Raw genomic sequence first — 21,711 nt, forward strand, 5'->3', positions numbered from 1 at the left:
ATTCATGCTGCCTACCGTTTTCATCGTCTCCGACGGCACCGGGATCACTGCCGAAACCTTCGCGCACTCGATCCTCTCCCAGTTCGACCAGAAATTCCGCCTCGTGCGCTTGCCATTCGTCGACTCGCTCGACAAGGCCTTCGCGACCGTCGAGAAGATCAACGAAGCCGCGGTGCACGACGGCCGCCGTGCGATCGTGTTCACGACGCTCGTCGACAGCGAGTCGAACGACATCGTCAAGCGCTCGAACGCGCTCGTGCTGGACATGTTCCAGCGCTTCGTCGAGCCGCTCGAGCAGGAACTGGAGCTGAAGTCGAGCCACGCGATGGGCCGCGGCCACCAGAACGCCGATACCGAGGAATACAAGACGCGGATCGAGGCGATCAACTTCTCGCTCGCGCACGACGATGGCCAGTCGAACCGCAACCTGTCGGAGGCCGACGTGATCCTGGTCGGCGTGTCGCGCAGCGGCAAGACGCCGACGAGCCTGTATCTCGCGATGCAGTACGGCGTGAAGGCAGCCAACTATCCGCTGATTCCGGAAGACTTCGAGCGCGGCAAGCTGCCGTCGGCGCTGTCGCCGCATCGCGACAAGCTGTTCGGGCTGTCGATCGACCCGCAGCGCCTGTCGGAGATTCGCAACGAGCGCCGGCCGGGGAGCAAGTACGCGGCACCCGAGAACTGCCGCTACGAGATCAACGAGGCCGAAGCGATGATGCGCCGCGAAGGGATCAAGTGGCTGTCGTCGACGCACAAGTCGATCGAGGAGATCGCGACGACGATCCTGCAGGAAATCCGCCTCGACCGGCAGTCGTACTGAGCGCCTGCGCGCTTGCGGCCAACTGGCCGCCGCCGGAAACAAAAAGGCCGCGTCGAACGCGGCCTTTTTTTGTGGTGCTGACCCGTCCTGAAATAGGTTGACACTTTTTCGCCGAAACGAAGAGGTGCCAAATGGAGCAAGGGATCAAGCGAACGCAGCGGGACTACAGCCTGGCTTTTAAACTGTCGGTGGTGGCGCAGGTCGAAAAAGGCGAACTGACGTACAAAGAGGCACAGCGACGCTACGGCATCCAGGGGCGCTCGACCGTGCTGGTATGGTTACGTAAGCACGGCTTGCAGGATTGGGCCGATCCATCCGGCCGTGCGCGATCGGGTTCCACCATGTCAAAGCAAGACTCAAAGCCGCTCACACCGGAGCAGCGCATCAAGGAGTTGGAGACGCAGTTGCGACAGGCGCAGGAGAAAGCCGCGCTATTCGAAGCCGTGGTCGACGTGATGCGCAAGGATTACGGGATCACCGTAAAAAAGCCTTCAGGCAGGTCGTCGCGCAAAAGCGGATCGAAAAGCTGAGCGTCGAGCGGGCCTGCCGATACATGGGTATCAGCCGCCAAGCGTATTACAAGCGATGCCGCAGCGAGGAACACCGTTGCTCGCAGAGCGAGACCGTCACTGCGCTGGTGCGAGACGTGCGGCTTCGCCAGCCGAGGCTGGGCACACGCAAGCTCCATCATCTGCTCGGGCCAGCGTTGGTCGAGCGCGGCATCAAGCTGGGGCGAGATCGGCTGTTCGACGTGCTGCGTGCCGCGCGCCTACTGGTCGTACCGCACCGGGCGTATCACAAGACCACCCATAGCCATCACCGCTTCCGGCGTCATCCGAATCTACTGAAACCCGGGCCGGATCAAATCGTGCCGACCGGCCCCGAACAAGTGTGGGTGGCCGACATCACGTATCTGCCGACGGCTGGCCCGTTTGTGTATTTGAGTCTCGTCACGGATGCGTTCTCGCGCAAGATCGTCGGTCATCACGTTCACGACAGCCTGCAAACCGAGCAGGTCAGTCAGGCGCTCAAGAAGGCGTTGCGCAAGCGCCGGAGCCGGCAGCCGTTGATCCATCACTCCGATCGCGGGGTCCAGTACTGTTCGACCTACTATCAGGACATCCATCGGCATCACGGCCTGCGCTGTTCAATGACGGACGGCTACGACTGCTATCAGAATGCGCTGGCTGAGCGGGTCAACGGCATTCTCAAGGGGGAGTTCCTGTTGCAACGTCCTGCGGACCTTGAACAGGCCGCCAAGATGGTCGAACAGTCGGTACACATCTACAACCATGAACGGCCACATGCCGCGCTGAAATACAAAACGCCCGATGCGGTGCATCGGGCGTTCTAGCGCCTGGATACTGTCAACCTATTCCAGGACTTGACATGCGAAATGCCCGCATGCGGCATCACGCAGGCCGCTGCTGCCGCACCTGCTCGAACAGGCACACCGCTGCTGCTGCGGCAACATTCAGCGACTCCATCCCGCCCGGCTGCGGAATCGTCACGCGATGCGTGGCCGCGTCGCGCCAGAATGCCGATACGCCAGCACCCTCGTTGCCGAACACCCATGCAACGGGGCCGGCCAGGTCGCAGTCGTAGACTGCCTGCGCGCCGTGCGAATCGGTCAGCGCGACCGGCACGTCGAGGCGTTCGGCGAGCACGGCAGCGTCAACGTCCTCATGGATCGACAGCAGGAAATGCGCGCCCATGCCGGAACGCAACACCTTCGACGACCACGCATAGGCGGTGCCCGGCGCACAGAATACGTGCCGCACGCCGGCGGCCGCCGCGCTACGCAGGATCGAGCCGACGTTGCCGGCGTCCTGCACGCCGTCGAGCACGACCGACGTCTGCGTGACGCGCTCCGGCAGCGGCTGCGCGGGCCGGTCGACGAGCAACAGGAAACCGACACCGCTGACCACGTTCGACAGTTGCCCGAACAAGGCGTCGGGCAGCGTGACGACCCGCTGCGCGTCGACGCGCGCGATGATCGCCTGCGCTTCGTCGTGCGCGAGCGCGCCTTCGGTCGCGACGCACAGCTCGGGTGTCGCGCCCGTATCGAGATACGCGCTGGCGAGGTGGAAACCCTCGAGCAGCGCCTGGCCGCTGCGGCGCTGATGGGGCGTCGAACCCGCGAGCGCCTTCAGGCGCTTGTACAGCGGGTTGTCGCGGGAAGTAATGCTTTTCATCGAATCAGATCGAGTGCCGCGCGCACGGGCGCGAACGAGCGCCGGTGCGCTTCGCACGGGCCGTGCTCGCGCAGCGCGGCAAGGTGTTTCGCGGTGCCGTAGCCCGCATGCACGTTGAAACCGTACACCGGGAAGCGTTCGTGCAGGTCGACGAGCATGCGGTCGCGCGTGACCTTCGCGAGGATCGACGCGGCCGAGATGCTCGGTACGAGCGCATCGCCGCTGACGATCGCCTCGGCACGCACCGTCAGCGTCGGGCAGCGGTTGCCGTCGATCTGCGCGAGCGTCGGCAGGACCGACAGCCCCTCGACGGCACGCTTCATCGCGAGCATCGTCGCGTGCAGGATGTTCAGCGTATCGATTTCGTCGACGCTTGCCGACGCGACGCAATACGCGCGCGAACGCGCGACGATCAGATCGTACAGCGCATCGCGCTTCTTCGCGGACAGCGCCTTCGAATCGTCGAGCCCGTCGATCGGCTGGGCCGGATCGAGGATCACCGCAGCGGCCACCACCGGCCCCGCGAGCGGGCCGCGGCCCGCTTCGTCGACGCCACAAACGATCTCGTCGGGCCGGCTGAAGTCGAAGCCGCCCTGCACGTCGCTCGACGCGCGGCGGCGTGGTGCACGAGCTGCCGTCATGCGCGCCCCTTGCGTTGTTCGAGCACGCGCACGACCGCTTCGGCCGCCTTCGCGGCCGTGTTCTGCCGCAACGAGAGATGCATTTCGGTAAACACTTCGGTCAGCGTGCGACGGTTCGCGTCGTCGCGCAGCTGCGTGAGCGTCGCATCGGCGAGCGCCTCGGGCGTCGCGAAATGCTGCAGCAGCTCGGGCACGACGAAGCGCCCCGCCAGGATGTTCGGCAAGCCGACGTACGGCAGATAGCCCTGCCGGCGCATGATCTGCCCGGTCAGCCAGGGCACCTTGTACGAGATCACCATCGGCTTCTTGAGCAGCGCGGCTTCCAGCGTGACGGTGCCACTCTTCACGAGGATCGCGTCGGCGGCGGTCATCGCGACCTGCGAGCGGCCGTCGGTGATCGTCAGCGCCAGCTGCGGATGCGCGTCGACGAGCGGCTGCAGCAGTTCGCGCAGCGCGGGCGTCGCAGCCGGCATCACGAACCGCACACCGGGCTCGCGCTGTTGCATCAGCGCCATCGCCGCGAAGAACGTCGGGCCGATCAGCCCGATCTCCGAGCGCCGGCTGCCCGGCAGCACCGCGATCACGGGGCCGTCCACGGGCAGGCCCAGCGCGATGCGCGCGCCGTGCGTGTCGGGCTCGAGCGGAATCTCGTCGGCCAGCGGGTGGCCGACATACGTCGATGCGACGCCCGCCTTGTCGAGGATCGCCGGCTCGAACGGGAACAGGCACAGCATGTGGTCGACGGACTTCGCGATCTTCTTGATCCGCCCGCCGCGCCATGCCCAGATCGACGGGCACACGAAGTGGATCGACGGGATGCCCGCGTCGCGCGCGGCCTGCTCCACGTTGAAGTTGAAATCGGGTGCGTCGACGCCGATGAATGCGTCGGGCCGCTCCGCGAGCAGCTGGCGCTTCAGTTCGCCGCGAATCCGCAGGATTTCGGGAATCTGGCCCAGCGCCTCGACGTAGCCGCGCACCGTCAGCTTGTCCATCTGCCAATGCGAGTCGAAGCCGTGCGCGAGCATCCGCTGCCCGCCGATCCCGTAGTAGTGGGTCGACGCGGGCAGCCGCTCTTGAAGCCCGCCGAGCAGCGACGCCGCGAGCAAATCGCCCGACGGCTCGCCGGCCACCATCGCGAGCCGGAGCTGATTGGTCGGGAGCGACATCGCTTAGCGGATGATGCCGCGTTGGGACGCGTCGATGAACGCGACGAGCGCCGTGACCGCTGCGTCGCCTTCGCCACCCGCGGCCGCCAGCTCGCGCAACTGCACCTTCGCTTCCTCGAGCGACAGGCCGTTCTTGTACAGCAGGCGGTACGCGCTGCGCAGCGCCGAGATCGCGTCGGGCGAGAAACCGCGCCGGCGCAGGCCTTCGACGTTGATGCCGTGCGGCTCGGCCTTGTTGCCGGCCGCGATCACGAACGGCGGCACGTCCTGCACGAGCGCCGAGGCGCCACCCAGCATCGAGTGCGCACCGATGCGCACGAACTGGTGCACGCCCGACATCCCGCCGACGATCGCCCAGTCGCCGATCTCGACGTGACCGGCCATCTGCGCGTTGCTCGACAGGATCACGTTGTTGCCGACTCGGCAGTCATGACCGATGTGCACATAGGCCATGATCCAGTTGTCGTCGCCGAGCGTCGTCACGCCCGCGTCCTGCACGGTTCCGGTGTGGATCGTCGTGAATTCGCGGATCGTGTTGCGGTTGCCGATCACGAGCTTCGTCGGCTCGTCCTTGTACTTCATGTCCTGCGGACGGCCGCCGACCGACGCGTAATGGCCGATGCGGTTGTCCTCGCCGAGCGTCGTGTGACCTTCGATCACGCTGTGCGAGCCGATCGTCGTACGCGCGCCGATCGTGACGTGCGGCCCGACGACCGCGTACGGCCCGATCTCGACGGACTCGTCGATCTGCGCGCCCGGTTCGACGATCGCGGTAGGATGAATCCTGGTCATGCGCCGTTGCCTCTCGATGTGATGTGTCGCGTTACGTTACCCATGCGTGCCGCGTCGCTCAGGGCGCCGCGTCGGCCGTCTTGACCGTGCACATCAATTCGGCTTCCGCCGCCACCTTGCCGTCCACTTCCGCCACCGCCTTGAACTTCCAGATGCCGCGGATGTAGCGTTCGAACGTCACGTTCAGAATCAGCTGATCGCCCGGTTCGACGACACGCTTGAAGCGCGCACCGTCGATGCCGACGAAGTAGTACAGCGTGTTTTCCGGATCCTTCGGCTGCTCTTCCGCGAACGTCAGCAGCGCGGCCGCCTGAGCGAGCGCCTCGAGGATCAGCACACCCGGCATCACCGGCCGCTTCGGGAAGTGCCCCTGAAAGAACGGCTCGTTGATCGACACGTTCTTCAGCGCTTTGATTCCCTTGTGCGGCTCGAGTTCGAGCACGCGATCGACGAGCAGAATCGGGTAGCGATGCGGCAGCAGCGTGAGGATCTTGTGGATGTCGAGATTGATTTTTTCAGTGCTCATGATGGTTCGTCTCACGCAGAAGCTGCGCGGTGGTGATGCAAAAGCTGAAGCGGGCCGCCGCGCGGCCCAGTCTGGCAAACCGGGCCGAATGCGCTGGCCGTGCCCGGTTCGTGGTCTCGCATGGTGTCGGTCAGGCGTCCGTGCCGCCCTGGGCGGCCAGCGCGGTCTCGAGCGCCTTGATGCGGTCGCGCAGCTTGTCGAGGTTGCGCACGAGCGCGGCGCTCTTGTTCCATTCGCCGTGGTCGACGGCCGGGAACGCGCTCGTGTAGATACCTGCCTTCGGCAGCGACTTCGACACGCCCGAATTCGCGGTGATGATGACATAGTCGCCAAGCGTCACATGGCCGGCGATCCCGGCCGCGCCGCCGATCATGCAGTGGCGGCCGATCGTCGTGCTGCCCGCGATGCCCGCCTTGCCGGCGATCACCGTATAGGCGCCGATCCGGCAGTTGTGGGCGATCTGCACCTGGTTGTCGATCTTCACGCATTCCTCGATGACGGTGTCCGCCATCGCGCCGCGGTCGATCGTCGTGTTCGCACCGATCTCGACGTCCGGGCCAACCGACACGCCGCCGACCTGCGGAATCTTGACCCAGCTGCCGGTACGCGCATCGCCGTCGCCGACGAAATCCGGCGCGAAGCCGAACCCGTCGGAACCGATCACGGCACCCGAATGAATGATCGCGCGCGGACCGATCTTGCAGCCGTGGTACACCGAAGCGTTCGGGTAGAGGTGCGAACCGGCGCCGATCGTGGTGCCGCGGCCGACGAACACGTTCGCGTCGAGCTGCACGCCGTCCTCGATCACCGCGCCGGCCTCGACCGTCACGTGCGGACCGATCACCGCGCTCGCGGCCACCTGCGCGGCCGGATCGATCGTCGCGCTCGGATGCACGCCGGCTGCGCGCGGCGGCGTAGCGAGATCGATGAACATCTGCGCGACGCGCGCGAAGTACGCGTACGGATTCGGCGTCACGATGAAATTGCGGCCATCAGCGGCCGCGCCCAGCTTTTCGAGATCCTTCGGCGCGATCAGCACCGCGCCGGCGCGGGTCGTCTCGACCTGCGACAGGTACTTCGGATTCGCGAGAAACGCGAGTTGCTGAGGGCCTGCCTGGTCGAGCGGCGCGAGGCCGCCCACCTTGCACTGGGCGTCGCCGGCGATCTCGCCGCCGAACCGCTTTACGAGTGCCTCAAGCGTCAATGCCATTCGTCGTCTGCTCCGTTCAGTTCGTCGAGCCGGACGCGAGCGCCTTGAGCACCTTGTCGGTGATGTCGATACGCGGGCTGACGTACACGGCTTCCTGCACGATCAGGTCGTAATTCTGCTGCTCGGCGATCTGCTTGATGACCTTGTTCGCACGCTCCAGCACCGCCGCGAGTTCCTCGTTGCGGCGCTGGTTCAGGTCTTCGCGAAACTCGCGCTGCTTGCGTTGGAAGTCGGTATCGAGCTGCGCGAGATCGCGCTGCTTTTGTGCGCGATCGGCCGCCGACAGCGACGCGCCGTTCTTGTCCAGCGAGTCGGACATCGACTTCAGACGCGCCGCGAGGTCCTGCAGATCCTTGTCGCGCTTCGCGAACTCGGCTTCGAGCTTCGTCTGCGCCGCCTTGGCGGGCGCCGACTCGCGCAGGATCCGATCCGAATTGACCGCCGCGATGCGGGCGACGTCCTGAGCATGTGCCGTCGCCGCGCCCAAGGCCAGCGCAACGGTCAGCGCACACATCACTCGTTTCGAAAACTTACCGGTTAGCAAAATTACCCTCTCGTTGCTGTTGTCATGCGTTCGATCAAAACGCCGTCCCGATCTGGAACTGGAATTTCTGGTACTGGTCGCCTTCATGCTTCTGCAGCGGGAAGCCGAGGCTCAGCTTCAGCGGGCCGATCGGCGAGATCCACGCGAGACCCACACCGTAGCCGTAACGCAGGCCGTTCGCGCCGGTACTGGTGCCGCCCGGCGCGTTGCCCCAGACGTTACCGCCGTCGAGGAACGTGAACACGCGCAGCGTGCGGTCGTAGCCGGTGCCCGGCAGCGGGAACGTCAGCTCGATGTTGCCGACCAGCATCTTCGAACCGCCGATCGGGTCGTTCGTCTTCGTATCGCGCGGGCCCAGCGAGCTCGGCTCGTAGCCACGCACGGAGCCGATACCGCCCGCGTAGTAGTTCTTGAAGATCGGGTACGGGTTGCCGATACCGTTACCGTAGCCGCCTTGCAGGTTCAGGCCCAGGATGAAGCCACGCGAGAACGAATAGTAGTACTGCGCCTGCAGGTCGGCCTTGTAGTACTGGATCTTGCCGACCGGCACGCCGTATTCGACGTTCGCCTGCGTGAAGTAGCCGCGGCTCGGGATCAGCGCGCTGTCACGCGCGTCGCGCGACCACGCGACCGTCAGCGGCACCGTGTTCGACACGCGGCCGAACTCGTTCACGTAATCCTGGTAGCTCTGCGGCGTGTTCGAGTCGACGTCGAGACGGTTCTGCTCGAAGCCCGCGCCGAAGTAGACGGTGTCGACTTCCGAGAACGGAATGCCGAACTTCAGGTTGCCGCCCGCGCTGATGATCCGGAAGCTCGAGCTCGTCGAATAGTAGAGCGGCTGGTACGTGCGGTAGTAGACGTCCGTGATCCGCTTGATGCCGTCGACCGTGAAGTACGGGTCGACCTGTGTGACGGTCAGCGTACGGTAGCTCTTCGCGGTATTGACGTTCACCGACAGGCTCGTGCCCGAGCCGAACACGTTGTCCTGCGACACGCCGGCCGACAGCACCACCTTGTCCGTCGACGAGAAGCCCGCGCCCAGCGTGATCGCGCCGGTCGGCTTTTCATCGACCTTCACGTTCACGTCGACCTGGTCGTTCGTGCCTTCGACGGGCACCGTCGTCACGTCGACGTTAGTGAAGTAGCCGAGACGGTTCACGCGATCCTTCGACAGCGCGAGGCGGTTCGAATCGAACCACGAGCTTTCGAGCTGGCGCATTTCGCGGCGCACGACTTCGTCGCGCGTACGCGTGTTGCCGACCACGTTGATGCGGCGCACGTACACGCGGCGGCTCGGATCGACGACGAGGTTCAGGTTCACCTTGTGGTTCGCCTGGTCGATGTCCGGCTGCGCGTTGACGGTCGCAAATGCGTAACCGTATTCGCCGAGCTTGTCGACGATCGACTTCGTCGTTTGCTGCAGCTTTTCGGCCGAGAAACGATCGCCCGGCTTGATCTTGATCAGCTTGTTCAGTTCGGCTTCGCGATCGAGCAGATTGCCCGACAGCTTGATGCCCGACACCGTGTACGGCTCGCCTTCGTGCAGCGTGACCGTCAGGTACATGTCCTTCTTGTCGGGCGAGATCGACACCTGGGTCGACTCGATGTTGAACTCGAGGTAGCCGCGGTTCAGGTAGTACGAGCGCACGGCCTCGAGGTCGCCCGTGAGCTTTTCCTTCGAGTACAGGTCGTTCTTCGTGTACCAGGAGAACCAGTTCGGCGTCGACAGTTGCATCTCGTCGCGCAGCGTGCTGGTGCTGAACGCCTTGTTGCCGATGAAGTTGATCTGGCGGATCTTCGCGCTCGGGCCTTCGGCGACCGCGAACAGGATCGACACGCGGTTCGCGTCGACCGGCGTGATCGTCGTCTTGACCTCGGCCGCGTAGAAGCCGCGCGTCAGGTACTGACGCTTGAGCTCCTGCTCCGCCTTGTCGACGAGCGCCTTGTCGTAGTAGCGGCCGTCGGCCAGACCCACCGCGCGCAGCGCCTTCGTCAGGTTGTCCTTGTCGAATTCCTTCGTGCCGGTGAAGTCGATCGACGCGATGGCCGGACGCTCCTGCACCTGCACGATCACGACGTTGCCCTGGGTGGCGATGCGCACGTCGTTGAAGAAGCCCGTCGCGTACAGCGCGCGGATTGCTTCGGATGCCTTGTCGTCGGTGAAGGTATCGCCCTGCTTGATCGGCAGGTAGGCAAACACCGAACCCGCTTCGACGCGCTGCAACCCCTCGATCTTGATGTCTTGCACCACGAACGGTGCCGCTGCATGCGCCGCGAGGCCGTGCGCGGCTAGCGCGGCCGCTGCAACTGTCTTAGGTACAAAGCGATGAGGTTTGAACAACGTGCATCCCCAATATTTAGCTGCATCAAATCAGGCGGCGGCCGACTGGCCGCCGCCTGACGCTTCAGAAATGGATTAACCGAGCCAGGTCGTTGAACAGCGCGATCGCCGACAACGCGACGATGCAGATCAACCCGGCTCTTTGCAGAATCAGCTGCCAACGCTCCGAGACGGCTTTCCCGGTCGCGGCTTCAACCAGATAATATAACAGATGCCCCCCGTCCAAAACGGGAATCGGCAGCAAGTTCAGCACCCCGAGGCTAATGCTGACAAGGGCGAGGAACGACAGGAAGGCCGACGGACCGAGCCGCGCGCTCTTGCCGGCGTAGTCGGCAATCGTCACCGGGCCGGAGAGATTCTTCAGCGACGCATCGCCCGTGATCATCCGTCCGAACATCTTCAGCGAGTAAATCGCAATGTCCCACGTGCGGTGCGCACCGAGCCGCAGACTCTCGATCGGCCCATAGCGCACGTCGACCGACGGCGTGTGCATCGACAGCGACGCGCCGATGCGGCCGATCTGCTGCCCCGTTTCATCATCGCGCTGCGCCTGCGGCACGATCTGCACGGTTTGCGTCGCGCCGCCACGCTCAACCCGCAGCTCGACCGGCTGGCCCGCATGGTGCTTCACCGCGTCGATGAAGCGCGATGCGCCGCCAATCGGATTGCCGTCGAGCGCCAGCAGCTTGTCGCCGGCCTTCAGGCCCGCCTGCTCGGCCGCGCTGCCGGGCTGCACCGACGCCACCGACAGCGTGCCGCCGCCGGTCTCGAAGCCCAGGCGCATCATGAAATCGTCGTCGAGCTGGCTTTCGGGAACATTGCGCAGGTCGACGCGGAAGTCGAACGTCGCCGAACCGCCGTCGCGCGCGCCGAGCACGACCTCGCGATGATCGAACGCGGCGGACAGCAGCTTCCAGCGCAGGTCCGACCACGAGCGCACCGGCGCGGCCTCGCCGCCGTCGGCGTCGCGGATCGACACGATCGTCTCGCTGCCGTCGAAGCCCGCGCGAGCCGCCACCGTGCCGGCAGCCGGCGGCGCGAGCACCGCGGCCGGCTCGGTCACGCCGGTCGCGAATACAGCGGAAAAGAGGACGATTGCCAACAGGAAGTTCGCGATCGGGCCGGCGGCGACGATCGCGATGCGCTTGAACACCGATTGCCGGTTGAACGCCTGATCGAGTTCCTCGGGCTTGACGCTCGACCCCGGTTCACGCTCGTCGAGCATCTTCACGTAACCGCCCAGCGGCAACGCGGAGAGCGTCCATTCAGTGCCCGTCCTGCGGCTGACCCAGCGCGCGACGGGCTGACCGAAGCCGATCGAGAAACGCAGCACCTTCACGCCGCACCAGCGCGCGACGCGATAATGTCCGTACTCATGCACGACGACCAGCACCCCGATCGCCACGGCAAACGCGATCAGTTCGACCAGCACGTTCATGAGCACCTCATTCAGACAGCGCGCTCCACGCGTGGCGCAGGCGCTTTCGCAATGATCTCGGCGGCGAGGCGGCGTGCCTCGGCATCCGCCGCAAGGACGTCGTCGAGCCCGTTCGGGTTACGGTTCGGCAGCGCGTTGAGCACCGCATCGACCGTCGCCGCGATCGCCATGAAGCCGATCCGGCGCTCGAGAAATGCTTCGACCGCGATTTCGTTCGCCGCGTTCAACGCGGCGCTCGCGATACCGCCCTCCTCAAGCGCCTTCAGCGCGAGCGCGAGGCACGGGAAGCGCGTGTAATCGGGCTTCTCGAACGACAGCTGTGCGATTTGCGCGAGGTCGAGCTGGTCGACACCGGCGTCGACGCGCTCCGGGAACGCGAGCGCGTGCGCGATCGGCGTGCGCATGTCGGGGTTGCCGAGCTGAGCGAGCACCGAGCCGTCGCGGTACGACACGAGCGAATGGATCACGCTCTGCGGGTGAATCAGCACGTCGATCCGGTCACCGGCCAAGCCGAAGATCCAGTGCGCCTCGATCACTTCGAGGCCCTTGTTCATCATCGTCGCGGAATCGACGGAAATCTTGCGGCCCATCACCCAGTTCGGGTGCTTGCACGCTTCGTCCGGCGTCACGTCGACGAGCGTGGCCGGCTCGCGCGTACGGAACGGGCCGCCCGATGCGGTCAGGATGATCTTCGAAATCCCGCCGTGTTCGTTCTCGTCGCGCGGCATGCACTGGAAGATCGCGTTGTGTTCGCTGTCGACCGGCAGCAGGATCGCGCCATGGTCGCGCACGGCGTCCATGAAGATCGCGCCCGACATCACGAGCGATTCCTTGTTCGCGAGCAGGATGCGCTTGCCGGCACGCGCGGCCGCGAGGCTCGGCGCAAGACCTGCAGCGCCGACGATCGCGGCGACGACCGTATCGCAGCCGTCGCTCTTCGACACGTCGACGAGCGCCTGCGGCCCGTACAGCACCGTGGTCTTGCTGCCCGCCGCGCGCAGTTTCGCCTCGACGTGCGCCGCCGTGTTCGCATCGCCGACCACCGCGATTTCGGGCGCGAAGCGCAGGCACTGCTCGACGAGCTTGTCGCCGTTGCGGTGCGCGGTCAGCGCGTAGACCGAGAAACGCTCGGGATGGCGGGCGACCACGTCGAGCGTGCTGTCTCCGATCGAGCCCGTGGAACCGAGCAGTGTCAGACGTTTTTGCATAACAGAAATAGTGGTTTAACCAAGCAGCAGCATTGCGAGCGGCAGCACCGGCAGCAGCGCGTCGACGCGGTCGAGCACGCCGCCGTGACCGGGCAGCAGGCCGCTCGAATCCTTCACGCCCGCCTGACGCTTGAGCAGCGACTCGAACAGGTCGCCGATCACGCTGTAGACGACCAGCAGCGTCAGCGCGGCCCACGCGCCGGGCATCCCGTAACGCGCGGCGAGTGCGGAAAACAGGGTCGGCTCGAACCAGTGAGCGGCCATCGCGATACCCGCGACGACCATCACGGCGAGCCAGCCGCCGATCGCGCCTTCCCAGCTCTTGCCGGGACTGATCGTAACGGCCAGTTTACGCTTTCCGAAGGCCTTGCCCGCGAAGTATGCGCCGATATCGGCCAGCCAGACGACCAGAAGCAGCGACAGCACGAACGAAACGCCCTGCGCACGGGCCGCGACGACCGCGTGCCAGCAGGCCGCGAACACCACGAGCCCTGCCGCGAGCAGGAACGGCCGCCACACGCCGCCGGCGAGCTCCGGCTTACGCTGCAGCGAGAACGGGCCGACCAGCAGCCAGAAGACGCCAGCTGCCATAAAAAGGGGACGGGACGCAGCGGCTTCGACGCCGAGCGGCGCGGTCGCCGCGAGCGCCAGTGCCGCGACGATCGCGTAGACGACCGAACCGGTCGCGCCGAGCTTGAGCAGGCGCGCCCACTCCCACGCGGCGAACACGAGCACGACGCCGATCAGCGCGCCGAACGCGGTGAGCGGCGCGAACAGCGTCACGGGCAGCAACACTGCCAGCATCACGACCGCCGTGATCACACGGGTCTTCAGCATGAAAGGGAATCGGCGTTCTGCGATTGTGGTTCGAGCTGCGCGCTGGTGCGCCCGAAACGGCGCTCGCGCTCGGTATACGATGCGATCGCGTCGGCCAGCGCCGCGCCGTCGAAGTCCGGCCAGTATTTGTCGGTGAAATAGAATTCGGCGTACGCGAGCTGCCACAGCAGGAAATTGCTGACACGCTGCTCGCCGCCGGTGCGGATGAAGAGATCGGGCTCCGGCGCATAGGCCATCGCCAGGTGCGGCGCGAACGCGTCTTCGGTCACGTCGACCTCGCGGCCCTCGCGCACGGCCTGCTCGACGAGCTTCTTCGTCGCCTGCAGGATGTCCCAGCGGCCGCCGTAGTTCGCGGCGATCGTCAGGGTGAGACGGGTGTTGCGCGCCGTCTTGGTTTCGGCGCGGCGGATCAGTTCGCGGATGCGCGGCTCGAATCGCTCGAGATCGCCCACCACCCGCAGGCGGATCCCGTTCGCATGCAGCTTGCCGATCTCACGTTCGAGCGCGGTGATGAACAGCCGCATCAGGAACGACACTTCGTCGTTCGGCCGGCGCCAGTTTTCCGAACTGAACGCGAACAGCGTCAGGTATTCGACGCCGGCGCGCGCGCAGCCTTCGACCACCGCCCGCACGGCATCCACGCCGCGGGTGTGCCCCGCGACGCGCGGCAAGCGGCGTTCGGTCGCCCAACGGCCGTTGCCGTCCATGATGATCGCGATATGACGCGGCACGGCGCCGACGTCAGGCACGCGAACAGTAGAGCTGGTATAGGTCATGGCCGTTGAGACAGTAATGCGGGAAGAAGCGGCGCGCGAGGACGGTCGTCAGACCGTCATGATCTCGGCTTCCTTGCTCTGCACGAGCTTGTCGACTTCGGCAACGTGCTTGTCGGTCAGCTTCTGCACGTCGTCGCTCGCACGGCGCTCGTCGTCTTCCGAGATTTCCTTGTCCTTCACGAGCTTCTTGAGCGCTTCGTTCGCGTCGCGGCGCAGGTTGCGGATTGCGACCTTGGCCGTTTCGCCTTCGCTCTTGACCACCTTGGTCAGCTCGCGGCGGCGCTCTTCCGTCAGCGCGGGCATCGGCACGCGGATCAGATCGCCGGCCGTCGCCGGGTTCAGGCCGAGATCGGCTTCGCGGATGGCCTTCTCGACCTTCGCGACCATGTTCTTTTCCCACGGCTGCACGCCGATCGTGCGTGCGTCGACGAGCGTCAGGTTCGCAACCTGCGAGATCGGCACCATCGAACCGTAGTAGTCGACCTGCACGTGATCGAGCAGACCGGTGTGCGCACGGCCCGTACGGATCTTCGCCAGATCGTTCTTGAACGCTTCGATCGAGCGCTGCATCTTCTGCTCTACGCCCTTCTTGACATCAGCGACACTCATTTCAACCTCCAAACCTTCCAACCTTCAAAGAACGCGGGCCCCGCCCGGCGCGCCACGCACCGCGGCCGACGACCCACGCCGCTTGCCCGCATCCGCGGGAGTTTACACGTGGACGAGCGTACCTTCGTCCTCGCCCAGCACGATACGCTTGAGCGCGCCCGGCTTGTTGATCGAAAACACGCGAATCGGCAGCTTCTGGTCGCGGCACAGCGCGAAGGCCGTCGCGTCCATCACCTGCAGATTGCGGCTGATCGCCTCGTCGAAGCTGATCGTCGTGTAGCGCGTGGCCGACGGATCCTTCTTCGGATCGGCAGAATATACGCCATCGACCTTGGTCGCCTTCAATACGACCTCGGCGCCCACTTCCGAACCGCGCAGCGCGGCGGCCGTGTCCGTCGTGAAGAACGGGTTGCCCGTGCCGGCCGCGAAGATCACGACCTTGCCTTCCTCGAGCTGGCGGATCGCACGGGGCCGGATGTACGGCTCGACGACCTGGTCCATGCGCAGCGCGGACTGCACGCGCGCGACGATGCCGGCGTGGCGCATCGCGTCCTGCAGCGCCAGTGCGTTCATCATCGTGGCCAGCATCCCCATGTAGTCGGCCGTCGCGCGGTCCATGCCGGCCGCACCGCCCGCGACACCACGGAAAATGTTACCGCCGCCGATCACGACCGCGAGCTGCGTGCCGAGACCTACGACTTCGGCGATATCCGCCACCATCCGCTCGATCGTCGCGCGATTGATGCCGAAGGCATCATCGCCCATCAGCGCTTCGCCGGAGAGTTTGAGGAGGACGCGTTTATAGGCATTGGACATAGGGGCTTCCGAGCGACGAGAGGATGACAACCACGAACTGTAGGGGCGAAATACTGATTCGGGCAAGCGCCGACGGTCGGACGGAGGTTCCCGGCCGGCCGGCGACGCCGCCGGCCGCGGCGGAGCGGACGCCCGCCGCGGATACTGCCTGACTGCTTACTGCTGCTTTGCTGCTGCGACTTGTGCGGCCACTTCGGCGGCAAAGTCGTCCTGGCGCTTCTCGATGCCTTCGCCGACGACGAACAGCGCGAACTTCTGCACTGCCGCATTCGCTGCCTTCAGCATCTGCTCGATCGTCTGCTTGTCGTTCTTCACGAACGTCTGGTTCAGCAGCGACACTTCCTTCAGGTACTTCTGGACGCTGCCGTCGACCATCTTCGCGACGATTTCAGCCGGCTTGCCCGATTCGGCAGCCTTCTGCTCGGCGACACGGCGCTCCGTCTCGATCAGTTCCGCCGGCACGTCTGCCGACGACAGCGCGACCGGCTTCATCGCAGCGATGTGCATCGCGACGTCCTTGCCGACCTGCTCTTCCGCACCCGTGTACTCGACGATCACGCCGATACGCGCGCCGTGCAGGTACGTTGCGATCTTGTTCGCGGTTTCGAAACGGACGAAACGGCGGATCGACACGTTTTCGCCGATCTTGCCGATCAGGGCCAGACGGACTGCGTCGACCGTCGAGCCGTCGAGCGGCAGTGCCGACAGCGCTGCCACGTCGGCCGGGTTTTGCGTCGCGACGAGTTCTGCAACCGTCTTCGAGAATGCGAGGAAGTCGTCGTTCTTCGCGACGAAGTCAGTTTCGCAGTTCAGTTCGACCAGCGCGCCCGCGTTGCCGCCGACGAACGATGCGACGACGCCTTCGGCCGTCACGCGCGATGCCGCCTTGCTCGCCTTGTTGCCGAGCTTCACGCGCAGCAGTTCTTCAGCCTTGGCCAGATCGCCGTCGGCTTCCGTCAGCGCCTTCTTGCACTCCATCATCGGTGCGTCGGTCTTTGCGCGCAGTTCTGCCACCATGCTTGCGGTAATTGCCGCCATCATTCGCTCCTTGAGTCTGTATTCACAACGCCGCCCGCTTGGACGCGAACGGCCGAAAATCGTTTCCGGACCCGCGCCGATTCGGCGCGATCAGGTCCGGCGCACAAGCTTAAAAAAAGGGGGCCTGTTGAGAGCCCCCTTTTTGCGCCGGCTCGGGGCCAGTTACGCGTTTTCCTCGACGTACTCGTCGTCGCCACGCGCTGCCTGGACCACTTCGTTGACCGCGTTCGCACGGCCTTCCAGGATCGCGTCGGCCACGCCTTCAGCGTACAGCGCGACTGCCTTGCTCGAGTCGTCGTTACCCGGGATCACGTAATCCACACCTTCCGGCGAGTGGTTCGTATCGACCACGGCGATGACCGGCACGCCCAGCTTGTTCGCTTCCGTCACGGCAATCTTGTGGTAGCCGACGTCGACGACGAAGATTGCGTCCGGAATGCCGCCCATGTCCTTCACGCCACCGATCGACTTCTGCAGCTTGGCGATTTCGCGTTCGAACAGCAGCGCTTCCTTCTTGCTCATCTTCTCGAGCTCGCCTGCCTCGACTGCCGCTTCCATGTCCTTCAGACGCTTGATCGAAACCTTCAGCGTCTTGAAGTTGGTCATCATGCCGCCGAGCCAGCGTGCGTTGACGTACGGCATGCCCGCGCGCTGCGCTTCCTGGGCGATCGTGTCACGCGACTGACGCTTCGTGCCGACGAACAGGATCGTGCCGCGGTTCGCTGCCAGCTGGCGCACGTACTTCTGTGCGTCCGTGAACATCGGCAGCGTCTTTTCGAGGTTGATGATGTGAATCTTGTTGCGGTGACCGAAAATGAACGGAGCCATCTTCGGGTTCCAGAAACGGGTCTGGTGACCGAAGTGGACACCCGCTTCCAGCATTTGGCGCATCGTGACTGCCATGTAAATTCTCCACGAGGGTTAGGTCTTAAGCCGGCTGCCGTACCGCCGCGCGAACGCGCCCCGAAGGACTCCTCGTTCCACGCGGCCGGCACCCTGGTTGCGCCGGCTTGCGATTCGGCACGTGCGAAAATGCCCGTGCCGCAAGTCTTTCATTTCCATGCCGCCCGGTACTGCCCCATGACGGGACATGTTCGGCATTTGGATGTCGACTTAGCCAGAGAGTATAGCACGCCGATTTGTCGGCTCTCAAGTCGCCCGGCACTTTCGCTTGCCGCGCGGCAGCCGGCCGGACAATCCGCGAAAACCCGCATCGGTACCGCCGGCAGGGGCTGCGAGGCCCGCCATAAGGTGCGATAATCCGTCAATTCACCGCATTCCAGGCATACCTCGATGGCTATTACGCTCAAAAACGAACACGATATCGCCGAGATGCGCGTCGCCTGCCGTCTCGCGAGCGAAGTGCTCGACTTCATCACGCCGCACGTCGTCGCGGGCGTCACGACCGCCGAACTCGACCGGCTTTGTCACGAATTCATGCTCAACGAGCAGGGCACGATCCCCGCGCCGCTGAATTATCAGCCGCCCGGCTATCCGCCGTACCCGAAAGCAACCTGCATCTCGGTCAATGACGTGATCTGCCACGGGATTCCGGGCGAGAAGGTGATCAAGAACGGCGACGCGCTGAACATCGACATCACCGTGATCAAGAATGGCTACTTCGGCGACACCAGCCGGATGTTCATCGTCGGCGAGGGCTCGATCCTCGCGAAGCGCCTCGTGCAGACCACCTATGAGTGCATGTGGCTCGGCATCGACCAGGTCAAGCCCGGCGCTCACCTCGGCGACATCGGCCATGCGATCCAGAAGCATGCGGAAGCGCAGGGCTACAGCGTCGTGCGCGAATACTGCGGCCACGGCATCGGCACGGTATTCCACGAGGATCCGCAGGTCGTGCACTATGGCCGTCCGGGCACCGGCATCGAGCTGAAGGCCGGGATGATCTTCACGATCGAGCCGATGATCAACGCCGGCAAGCGCGACATCCGCACGATGCCCGACCAGTGGACGGTCAAGACGCGCGACCGCAGCCTGTCCGCGCAGTGGGAGCACACGGTGCTCGTCACCGAGACGGGCTACGAAGTGCTGACCGTGTCCGCCGGCACGCCGGCGCGCCCGGTGTTCGCGCAACCAGCCGCCGCGGTTTGAGCGCCGCCGCGCCAGCCTGCCCCGCCCGCCCCTGACCTGCTGACCTGAACGGCCTGCCCATGAGCGCTCACGCCGCCCCCTCGCCCGAAGCGCTGTCGCGGCGCGCCGAATTCAAGGCCGCCAAGGCCGACATGCTCGAGCGCTTTCGCAGCGCGACGAACGTCGCGTCGCTGATGCACGCGCTGTCGAAACTCACCGACGATGTGCTCAAGCGCGTGTGGGACGACTGCGGGCTGCCCGCGACGCTCGCACTCGTCGCCGTCGGCGGCTACGGGCGCGGCGAGCTCGCGCCCTACTCCGACGTCGACATCCTCGTGCTGCTGCCCGATACGCACGACCCGGCGCTCGACGCGCGCATCGAGCGCTTCATCGGGATGGCATGGGACCTCGGCCTCGAGATCGGCAGCAGCGTGCGCACGGTCGCCCAATGCATCGAGGAGGCGTCGCAGGACGTCACCGTGCAGACCTCGCTGCTCGAGGCGCGCCGCATCGTCGGCAGCACCGCGCTGTTCGAGCGCTTCACCGTGCGGTATCACGAGGCGCTCGACGCGCGCGCGTTCTTCACCGCGAAGGTGCTCGAGATGCGCCAGCGCCACGCGAAGTTCCAGGACACGCCGTACAGCCTCGAACCGAACGTGAAGGAAAGCCCGGGCGGGCTGCGCGACCTGCAGACGATCCTGTGGATCGCACGCGCGGCCGGCTTCGGCAGCAGCTGGCGCGAGCTCGACACGCGCGGCCTCATCACCGATCGTGAGGCGCGCGAGCTGCGCCGCAACGAAGGATTCCTGAAGACACTGCGCGCGCGGCTGCACGTGATCGCCGGCCGCCGCCAGGACATGCTCGTGTTCGACCTGCAGACGCAGGCGGCCGAGAGCTTCGGCTACCAGCCGACGCAGGCCAAACGCGCAAGCGAGCAGCTGATGCGCCGTTACTACTGGGCCGCGAAAGCGGTCACGCAGCTGGCGACGATCCTGATCCAGAATATCGAGGCGCAGCTGTTTCCCGCGACGAGCGGCATCACGCGCGTGCTGTCGCCCGATCGCTTCGTCGAGAAGCAGGGCATGCTCGAAATCGTCGACGACGGCGTGTTCGAACGCCATCCCGACGCGATCCTCGAAGCGTTCCTGCTGTACGAGGCGACCCGCGGCGTGAAGGGCCTGTCCGCCCGCACGCTGCGCGCGCTGTACAACTCGCGCGAGATCATGAACAACACGTGGCGGCGCGATCCGCAGAACCGCAGCACGTTCATGCAGATCCTGCAGCAGCCCGAAGGCATCACGCATGCGTTCCGGCTGATGAACCAGACGAGCGTGCTCGGCCGCTATCTGCTGAATTTCCGCCGCATCGTCGGCCAGATGCAGCACGACCTGTACCACGTGTACACCGTCGACCAGCACATCCTGATGGTGTTGCGCAACATTCGCCGCTTCGCGGTGGCCGAGCATGCGCACGAGTACCCGTTCTGCAGCCAGCTGATCGGCAATTTCGAGCGCCCGTGGGTGCTGTATGTCGCGGCGCTGTTCCACGACATCGCGAAGGGCCGCGGCGGCGACCACTCGACGCTCGGGATGGCCGACGCGCGGCGTTTCTGCCGCGAGCACGGGATCGCCGGCGACGACGCGGCGCTGATCGTGTGGCTCGTCCAGCATCACCTGACGATGAGCCAGGTCGCGCAGAAGCAGGACACGAGCGACCCCGAGGTCATCAAGCGCTTCGCCGAAGTCGTCGGCAACGAGCGCTACCTCACCGCGCTCTACCTGCTGACTGTCGCCGATATCCGCGGCACGAGCCCGAAGGTGTGGAACACGTGGAAGGGCAAGCTCCTCGAAGACCTCTACCGCATCACGCTGGCGGTGCTCGGCGGCGCGAATCCCGACGCGCATTCGGAACTGAAGTCGCGACAGGAGCAGGCGCTCGCGCTGCTGCGCCTCGAGACCGTGCCCGAGGACGCGCACCGTGCGCTGTGGGATCAGCTCGACATCGGCTTTTTCCTGCGCCACGACGCGGCCGACATCGCATGGCAGACGCGCGTGCTGTACCGGCACGTGAACGCCGAAACCGCGATCGTCCGCGCGCGGCCGTCGCCGATCGGCGATGCGCTGCAAGTGCTCGTGTACGTGAAGGACCGCCCCGACCTGTTCGCGGGCATCTGCGCGTACTTCGACCGCAACGGACTGTCGGTGCTCGATGCGCGCGTCAGCACGACGCGGCACGGCTATGCGCTCGACAACTTCATCGTCACGCAGACCGAACTCGACGTGCGCTATCGCGACATCGCGAATCTCGTCGAACAGCAACTTGCGACGCGCCTTGCCGAAACCGCGTCGCTGCCTGAGCCGTCCAAGGGTCGCCTGTCGCGGCTGTCCCGGACGTTTCCGATCACGCCGCGCGTCGACCTCCGGGCCGACGAACGCGGCCAGTACTACATCCTGTCCGTGTCCGCCAACGACCGGCCGGGCCTTCTCTATTCGATCGCGCGCGTCCTGGCCGAGCATCGGGTCGGCGTCCACGCGGCGCGGATCAATACGCTCGGCGAACGCGTCGAAGACATCTTCCTGCTCGACGGTGCCGGCCTGTCCGACAACCGCTTGCAGATCCAGCTCGAAACCGAATTGCTGCGCGCGATCGCAGTCTGAATGAATCCC

At 65.3% G+C, this 21,711-nt stretch carries 20 protein-coding genes; 4 read left to right on the top strand and 16 right to left on the bottom strand.

Translation table 11 applies throughout. The features are described from left to right. Positions 1-4: 4 nt before the first annotated feature. Positions 5-820, top strand: coding sequence for a posphoenolpyruvate synthetase regulatory kinase/phosphorylase PpsR (ppsR, locus tag ACT2FV_RS26795; RefSeq protein ID WP_059450011.1), 816 nt, complete (start codon positions 5-7; stop codon positions 818-820). Between the two features lie 131 nt (positions 821-951). Beyond that, a protein-coding gene (locus ACT2FV_RS26800; protein WP_108064697.1) for an IS3 family transposase occupies positions 952-2,174 on the top strand; the annotation gives its coding sequence in 2 pieces (ribosomal slippage) (positions 952-1,317 and positions 1,320-2,174; 1,221 coding nt in all). Between the two features lie 58 nt (positions 2,175-2,232). On the opposite strand, the gene ACT2FV_RS26805 is transcribed toward ACT2FV_RS26800, so the two are convergent. The 16 genes from ACT2FV_RS26805 to rpsB all read right to left on the bottom strand — a co-directional run bounded on the left by ACT2FV_RS26805 (position 2,233) and on the right by rpsB (position 17,860). Then, positions 2,233-3,015, bottom strand: a complete 783-nt coding sequence (locus ACT2FV_RS26805; RefSeq protein WP_151049415.1) for a TrmH family RNA methyltransferase — start codon at positions 3,013-3,015, stop codon at positions 2,233-2,235. Then, positions 3,012-3,656: a ribonuclease HII gene (gene rnhB / locus ACT2FV_RS26810; RefSeq protein ID WP_059599932.1), complete on the bottom strand. Its 645-nt coding sequence runs from the start codon at positions 3,654-3,656 to the stop codon at positions 3,012-3,014. Before rnhB ends, ACT2FV_RS26805 begins: the two co-directional genes overlap by 4 nt. Further along, entirely contained in the window at positions 3,653-4,822 is a 1,170-nt protein-coding gene (gene lpxB, locus ACT2FV_RS26815) for a lipid-A-disaccharide synthase (protein WP_444505144.1), read from the bottom strand. The genes rnhB and lpxB overlap by 4 nt, the downstream gene beginning before the upstream one ends. A gap of 3 nt (positions 4,823-4,825) precedes the next feature. Further along, a complete protein-coding gene (gene lpxA / locus ACT2FV_RS26820) occupies positions 4,826-5,614 on the bottom strand; it encodes an acyl-ACP--UDP-N-acetylglucosamine O-acyltransferase (RefSeq protein WP_124622457.1) in 789 nt (262 codons plus the stop codon). Positions 5,615-5,672: 58 nt separating this feature from the next. Next, the gene (gene fabZ / locus ACT2FV_RS26825; RefSeq protein WP_006495559.1) at positions 5,673-6,140 is read right to left on the bottom strand and encodes a 3-hydroxyacyl-ACP dehydratase FabZ; all 468 of its coding nucleotides are present in this window, start codon (positions 6,138-6,140) and stop codon (positions 5,673-5,675) included. A 130-nt stretch (positions 6,141-6,270) separates the two neighbouring features. Then, the gene (gene lpxD / locus ACT2FV_RS26830) at positions 6,271-7,350 is read right to left on the bottom strand and encodes a UDP-3-O-(3-hydroxymyristoyl)glucosamine N-acyltransferase (protein WP_059679984.1); all 1,080 of its coding nucleotides are present in this window, start codon (positions 7,348-7,350) and stop codon (positions 6,271-6,273) included. A gap of 16 nt (positions 7,351-7,366) precedes the next feature. Further along, complete coding sequence (locus tag ACT2FV_RS26835; protein ID WP_040144479.1) at positions 7,367-7,864, bottom strand: OmpH family outer membrane protein; 498 nt, start codon at positions 7,862-7,864, stop codon at positions 7,367-7,369. Between the two features lie 64 nt (positions 7,865-7,928). Further along, positions 7,929-10,235, bottom strand: a complete 2,307-nt coding sequence (gene bamA, locus ACT2FV_RS26840; RefSeq protein WP_059599928.1) for an outer membrane protein assembly factor BamA — start codon at positions 10,233-10,235, stop codon at positions 7,929-7,931. 64 nt (positions 10,236-10,299) lie between these two features. Beyond that, positions 10,300-11,673, bottom strand: coding sequence for an RIP metalloprotease RseP (gene rseP / locus ACT2FV_RS26845; RefSeq protein ID WP_444505145.1), 1,374 nt, complete (start codon positions 11,671-11,673; stop codon positions 10,300-10,302). An 11-nt stretch (positions 11,674-11,684) separates the two neighbouring features. Next, entirely contained in the window at positions 11,685-12,881 is a 1,197-nt protein-coding gene (locus ACT2FV_RS26850) for a 1-deoxy-D-xylulose-5-phosphate reductoisomerase (protein ID WP_059599926.1), read from the bottom strand. Positions 12,882-12,896: 15 nt separating this feature from the next. Next, a complete protein-coding gene (locus tag ACT2FV_RS26855) occupies positions 12,897-13,718 on the bottom strand; it encodes a phosphatidate cytidylyltransferase (RefSeq protein ID WP_444505146.1) in 822 nt (273 codons plus the stop codon). Further along, a complete protein-coding gene (uppS, locus tag ACT2FV_RS26860) occupies positions 13,712-14,494 on the bottom strand; it encodes a polyprenyl diphosphate synthase (RefSeq protein ID WP_006758563.1) in 783 nt (260 codons plus the stop codon). The genes ACT2FV_RS26855 and uppS overlap by 7 nt, the downstream gene beginning before the upstream one ends. A gap of 48 nt (positions 14,495-14,542) precedes the next feature. Then, positions 14,543-15,103: a ribosome recycling factor gene (frr, locus tag ACT2FV_RS26865; RefSeq protein ID WP_006752152.1), complete on the bottom strand. Its 561-nt coding sequence runs from the start codon at positions 15,101-15,103 to the stop codon at positions 14,543-14,545. A gap of 102 nt (positions 15,104-15,205) precedes the next feature. Further along, the gene (gene pyrH / locus ACT2FV_RS26870; protein WP_011885142.1) at positions 15,206-15,919 is read right to left on the bottom strand and encodes a UMP kinase; all 714 of its coding nucleotides are present in this window, start codon (positions 15,917-15,919) and stop codon (positions 15,206-15,208) included. Positions 15,920-16,075: 156 nt separating this feature from the next. Then, positions 16,076-16,957 carry a translation elongation factor Ts gene (gene tsf / locus ACT2FV_RS26875; RefSeq protein ID WP_034188848.1) on the bottom strand — a complete coding sequence of 294 codons (882 nt, stop codon included), beginning with the start codon at positions 16,955-16,957 and terminating at the stop codon, positions 16,076-16,078. A gap of 162 nt (positions 16,958-17,119) precedes the next feature. Next, on the bottom strand, positions 17,120-17,860 hold the full coding sequence (gene rpsB, locus ACT2FV_RS26880) for a 30S ribosomal protein S2 (RefSeq protein WP_006483818.1): 741 nt from the start codon (positions 17,858-17,860) through the stop codon (positions 17,120-17,122). A 390-nt stretch (positions 17,861-18,250) separates the two neighbouring features. Between rpsB and map the strand changes: the two genes are divergently transcribed. Beyond that, positions 18,251-19,066: a type I methionyl aminopeptidase gene (gene map / locus ACT2FV_RS26885; protein ID WP_124622445.1), complete on the top strand. Its 816-nt coding sequence runs from the start codon at positions 18,251-18,253 to the stop codon at positions 19,064-19,066. Between the two features lie 59 nt (positions 19,067-19,125). Next, complete coding sequence (locus ACT2FV_RS26890; protein ID WP_059599923.1) at positions 19,126-21,702, top strand: [protein-PII] uridylyltransferase; 2,577 nt, start codon at positions 19,126-19,128, stop codon at positions 21,700-21,702. Positions 21,703-21,711 lie beyond the last annotated feature (9 nt).

The sequence above is a fragment of the Burkholderia sp. PR2 genome, from assembly GCF_052372875.1.
Classification (GTDB): domain Bacteria; phylum Pseudomonadota; class Gammaproteobacteria; order Burkholderiales; family Burkholderiaceae; genus Burkholderia; species Burkholderia diffusa.

Excerpts from the sequence above, each read along its gene's own strand:
- ACT2FV_RS26855 (WP_444505146.1), bottom strand. The coding sequence starts at position 13,718 with ATGCTGAAGACCCGTGTGATCACGGCGGTCGTGATGCTGGCAGTGTTG.
- pyrH (WP_011885142.1), bottom strand. The coding sequence starts at position 15,919 with ATGTCCAATGCCTATAAACGCGTCCTCCTCAAACTCTCCGGCGAAGCG.
- map (WP_124622445.1), top strand. The coding sequence starts at position 18,251 with ATGGCTATTACGCTCAAAAACGAACACGATATCGCCGAGATGCGCGTC.
- lpxA (WP_124622457.1), bottom strand. The coding sequence starts at position 5,614 with ATGACCAGGATTCATCCTACCGCGATCGTCGAACCGGGCGCGCAGATC.
- ACT2FV_RS26890 (WP_059599923.1), top strand. The coding sequence starts at position 19,126 with ATGAGCGCTCACGCCGCCCCCTCGCCCGAAGCGCTGTCGCGGCGCGCC.
- frr (WP_006752152.1), bottom strand. The coding sequence starts at position 15,103 with ATGAGTGTCGCTGATGTCAAGAAGGGCGTAGAGCAGAAGATGCAGCGC.
- tsf (WP_034188848.1), bottom strand. The coding sequence starts at position 16,957 with ATGGCGGCAATTACCGCAAGCATGGTGGCAGAACTGCGCGCAAAGACC.
- ACT2FV_RS26835 (WP_040144479.1), bottom strand. The coding sequence starts at position 7,864 with ATGTGTGCGCTGACCGTTGCGCTGGCCTTGGGCGCGGCGACGGCACAT.
- rpsB (WP_006483818.1), bottom strand. The coding sequence starts at position 17,860 with ATGGCAGTCACGATGCGCCAAATGCTGGAAGCGGGTGTCCACTTCGGT.
- rnhB (WP_059599932.1), bottom strand. The coding sequence starts at position 3,656 with ATGACGGCAGCTCGTGCACCACGCCGCCGCGCGTCGAGCGACGTGCAG.
- uppS (WP_006758563.1), bottom strand. The coding sequence starts at position 14,494 with ATGACCTATACCAGCTCTACTGTTCGCGTGCCTGACGTCGGCGCCGTG.
- lpxB (WP_444505144.1), bottom strand. The coding sequence starts at position 4,822 with ATGTCGCTCCCGACCAATCAGCTCCGGCTCGCGATGGTGGCCGGCGAG.
- rseP (WP_444505145.1), bottom strand. The coding sequence starts at position 11,673 with ATGAACGTGCTGGTCGAACTGATCGCGTTTGCCGTGGCGATCGGGGTG.
- fabZ (WP_006495559.1), bottom strand. The coding sequence starts at position 6,140 with ATGAGCACTGAAAAAATCAATCTCGACATCCACAAGATCCTCACGCTG.
- ACT2FV_RS26805 (WP_151049415.1), bottom strand. The coding sequence starts at position 3,015 with ATGAAAAGCATTACTTCCCGCGACAACCCGCTGTACAAGCGCCTGAAG.
- ppsR (WP_059450011.1), top strand. The coding sequence starts at position 5 with ATGCTGCCTACCGTTTTCATCGTCTCCGACGGCACCGGGATCACTGCC.
- lpxD (WP_059679984.1), bottom strand. The coding sequence starts at position 7,350 with ATGGCATTGACGCTTGAGGCACTCGTAAAGCGGTTCGGCGGCGAGATC.
- ACT2FV_RS26850 (WP_059599926.1), bottom strand. The coding sequence starts at position 12,881 with ATGCAAAAACGTCTGACACTGCTCGGTTCCACGGGCTCGATCGGAGAC.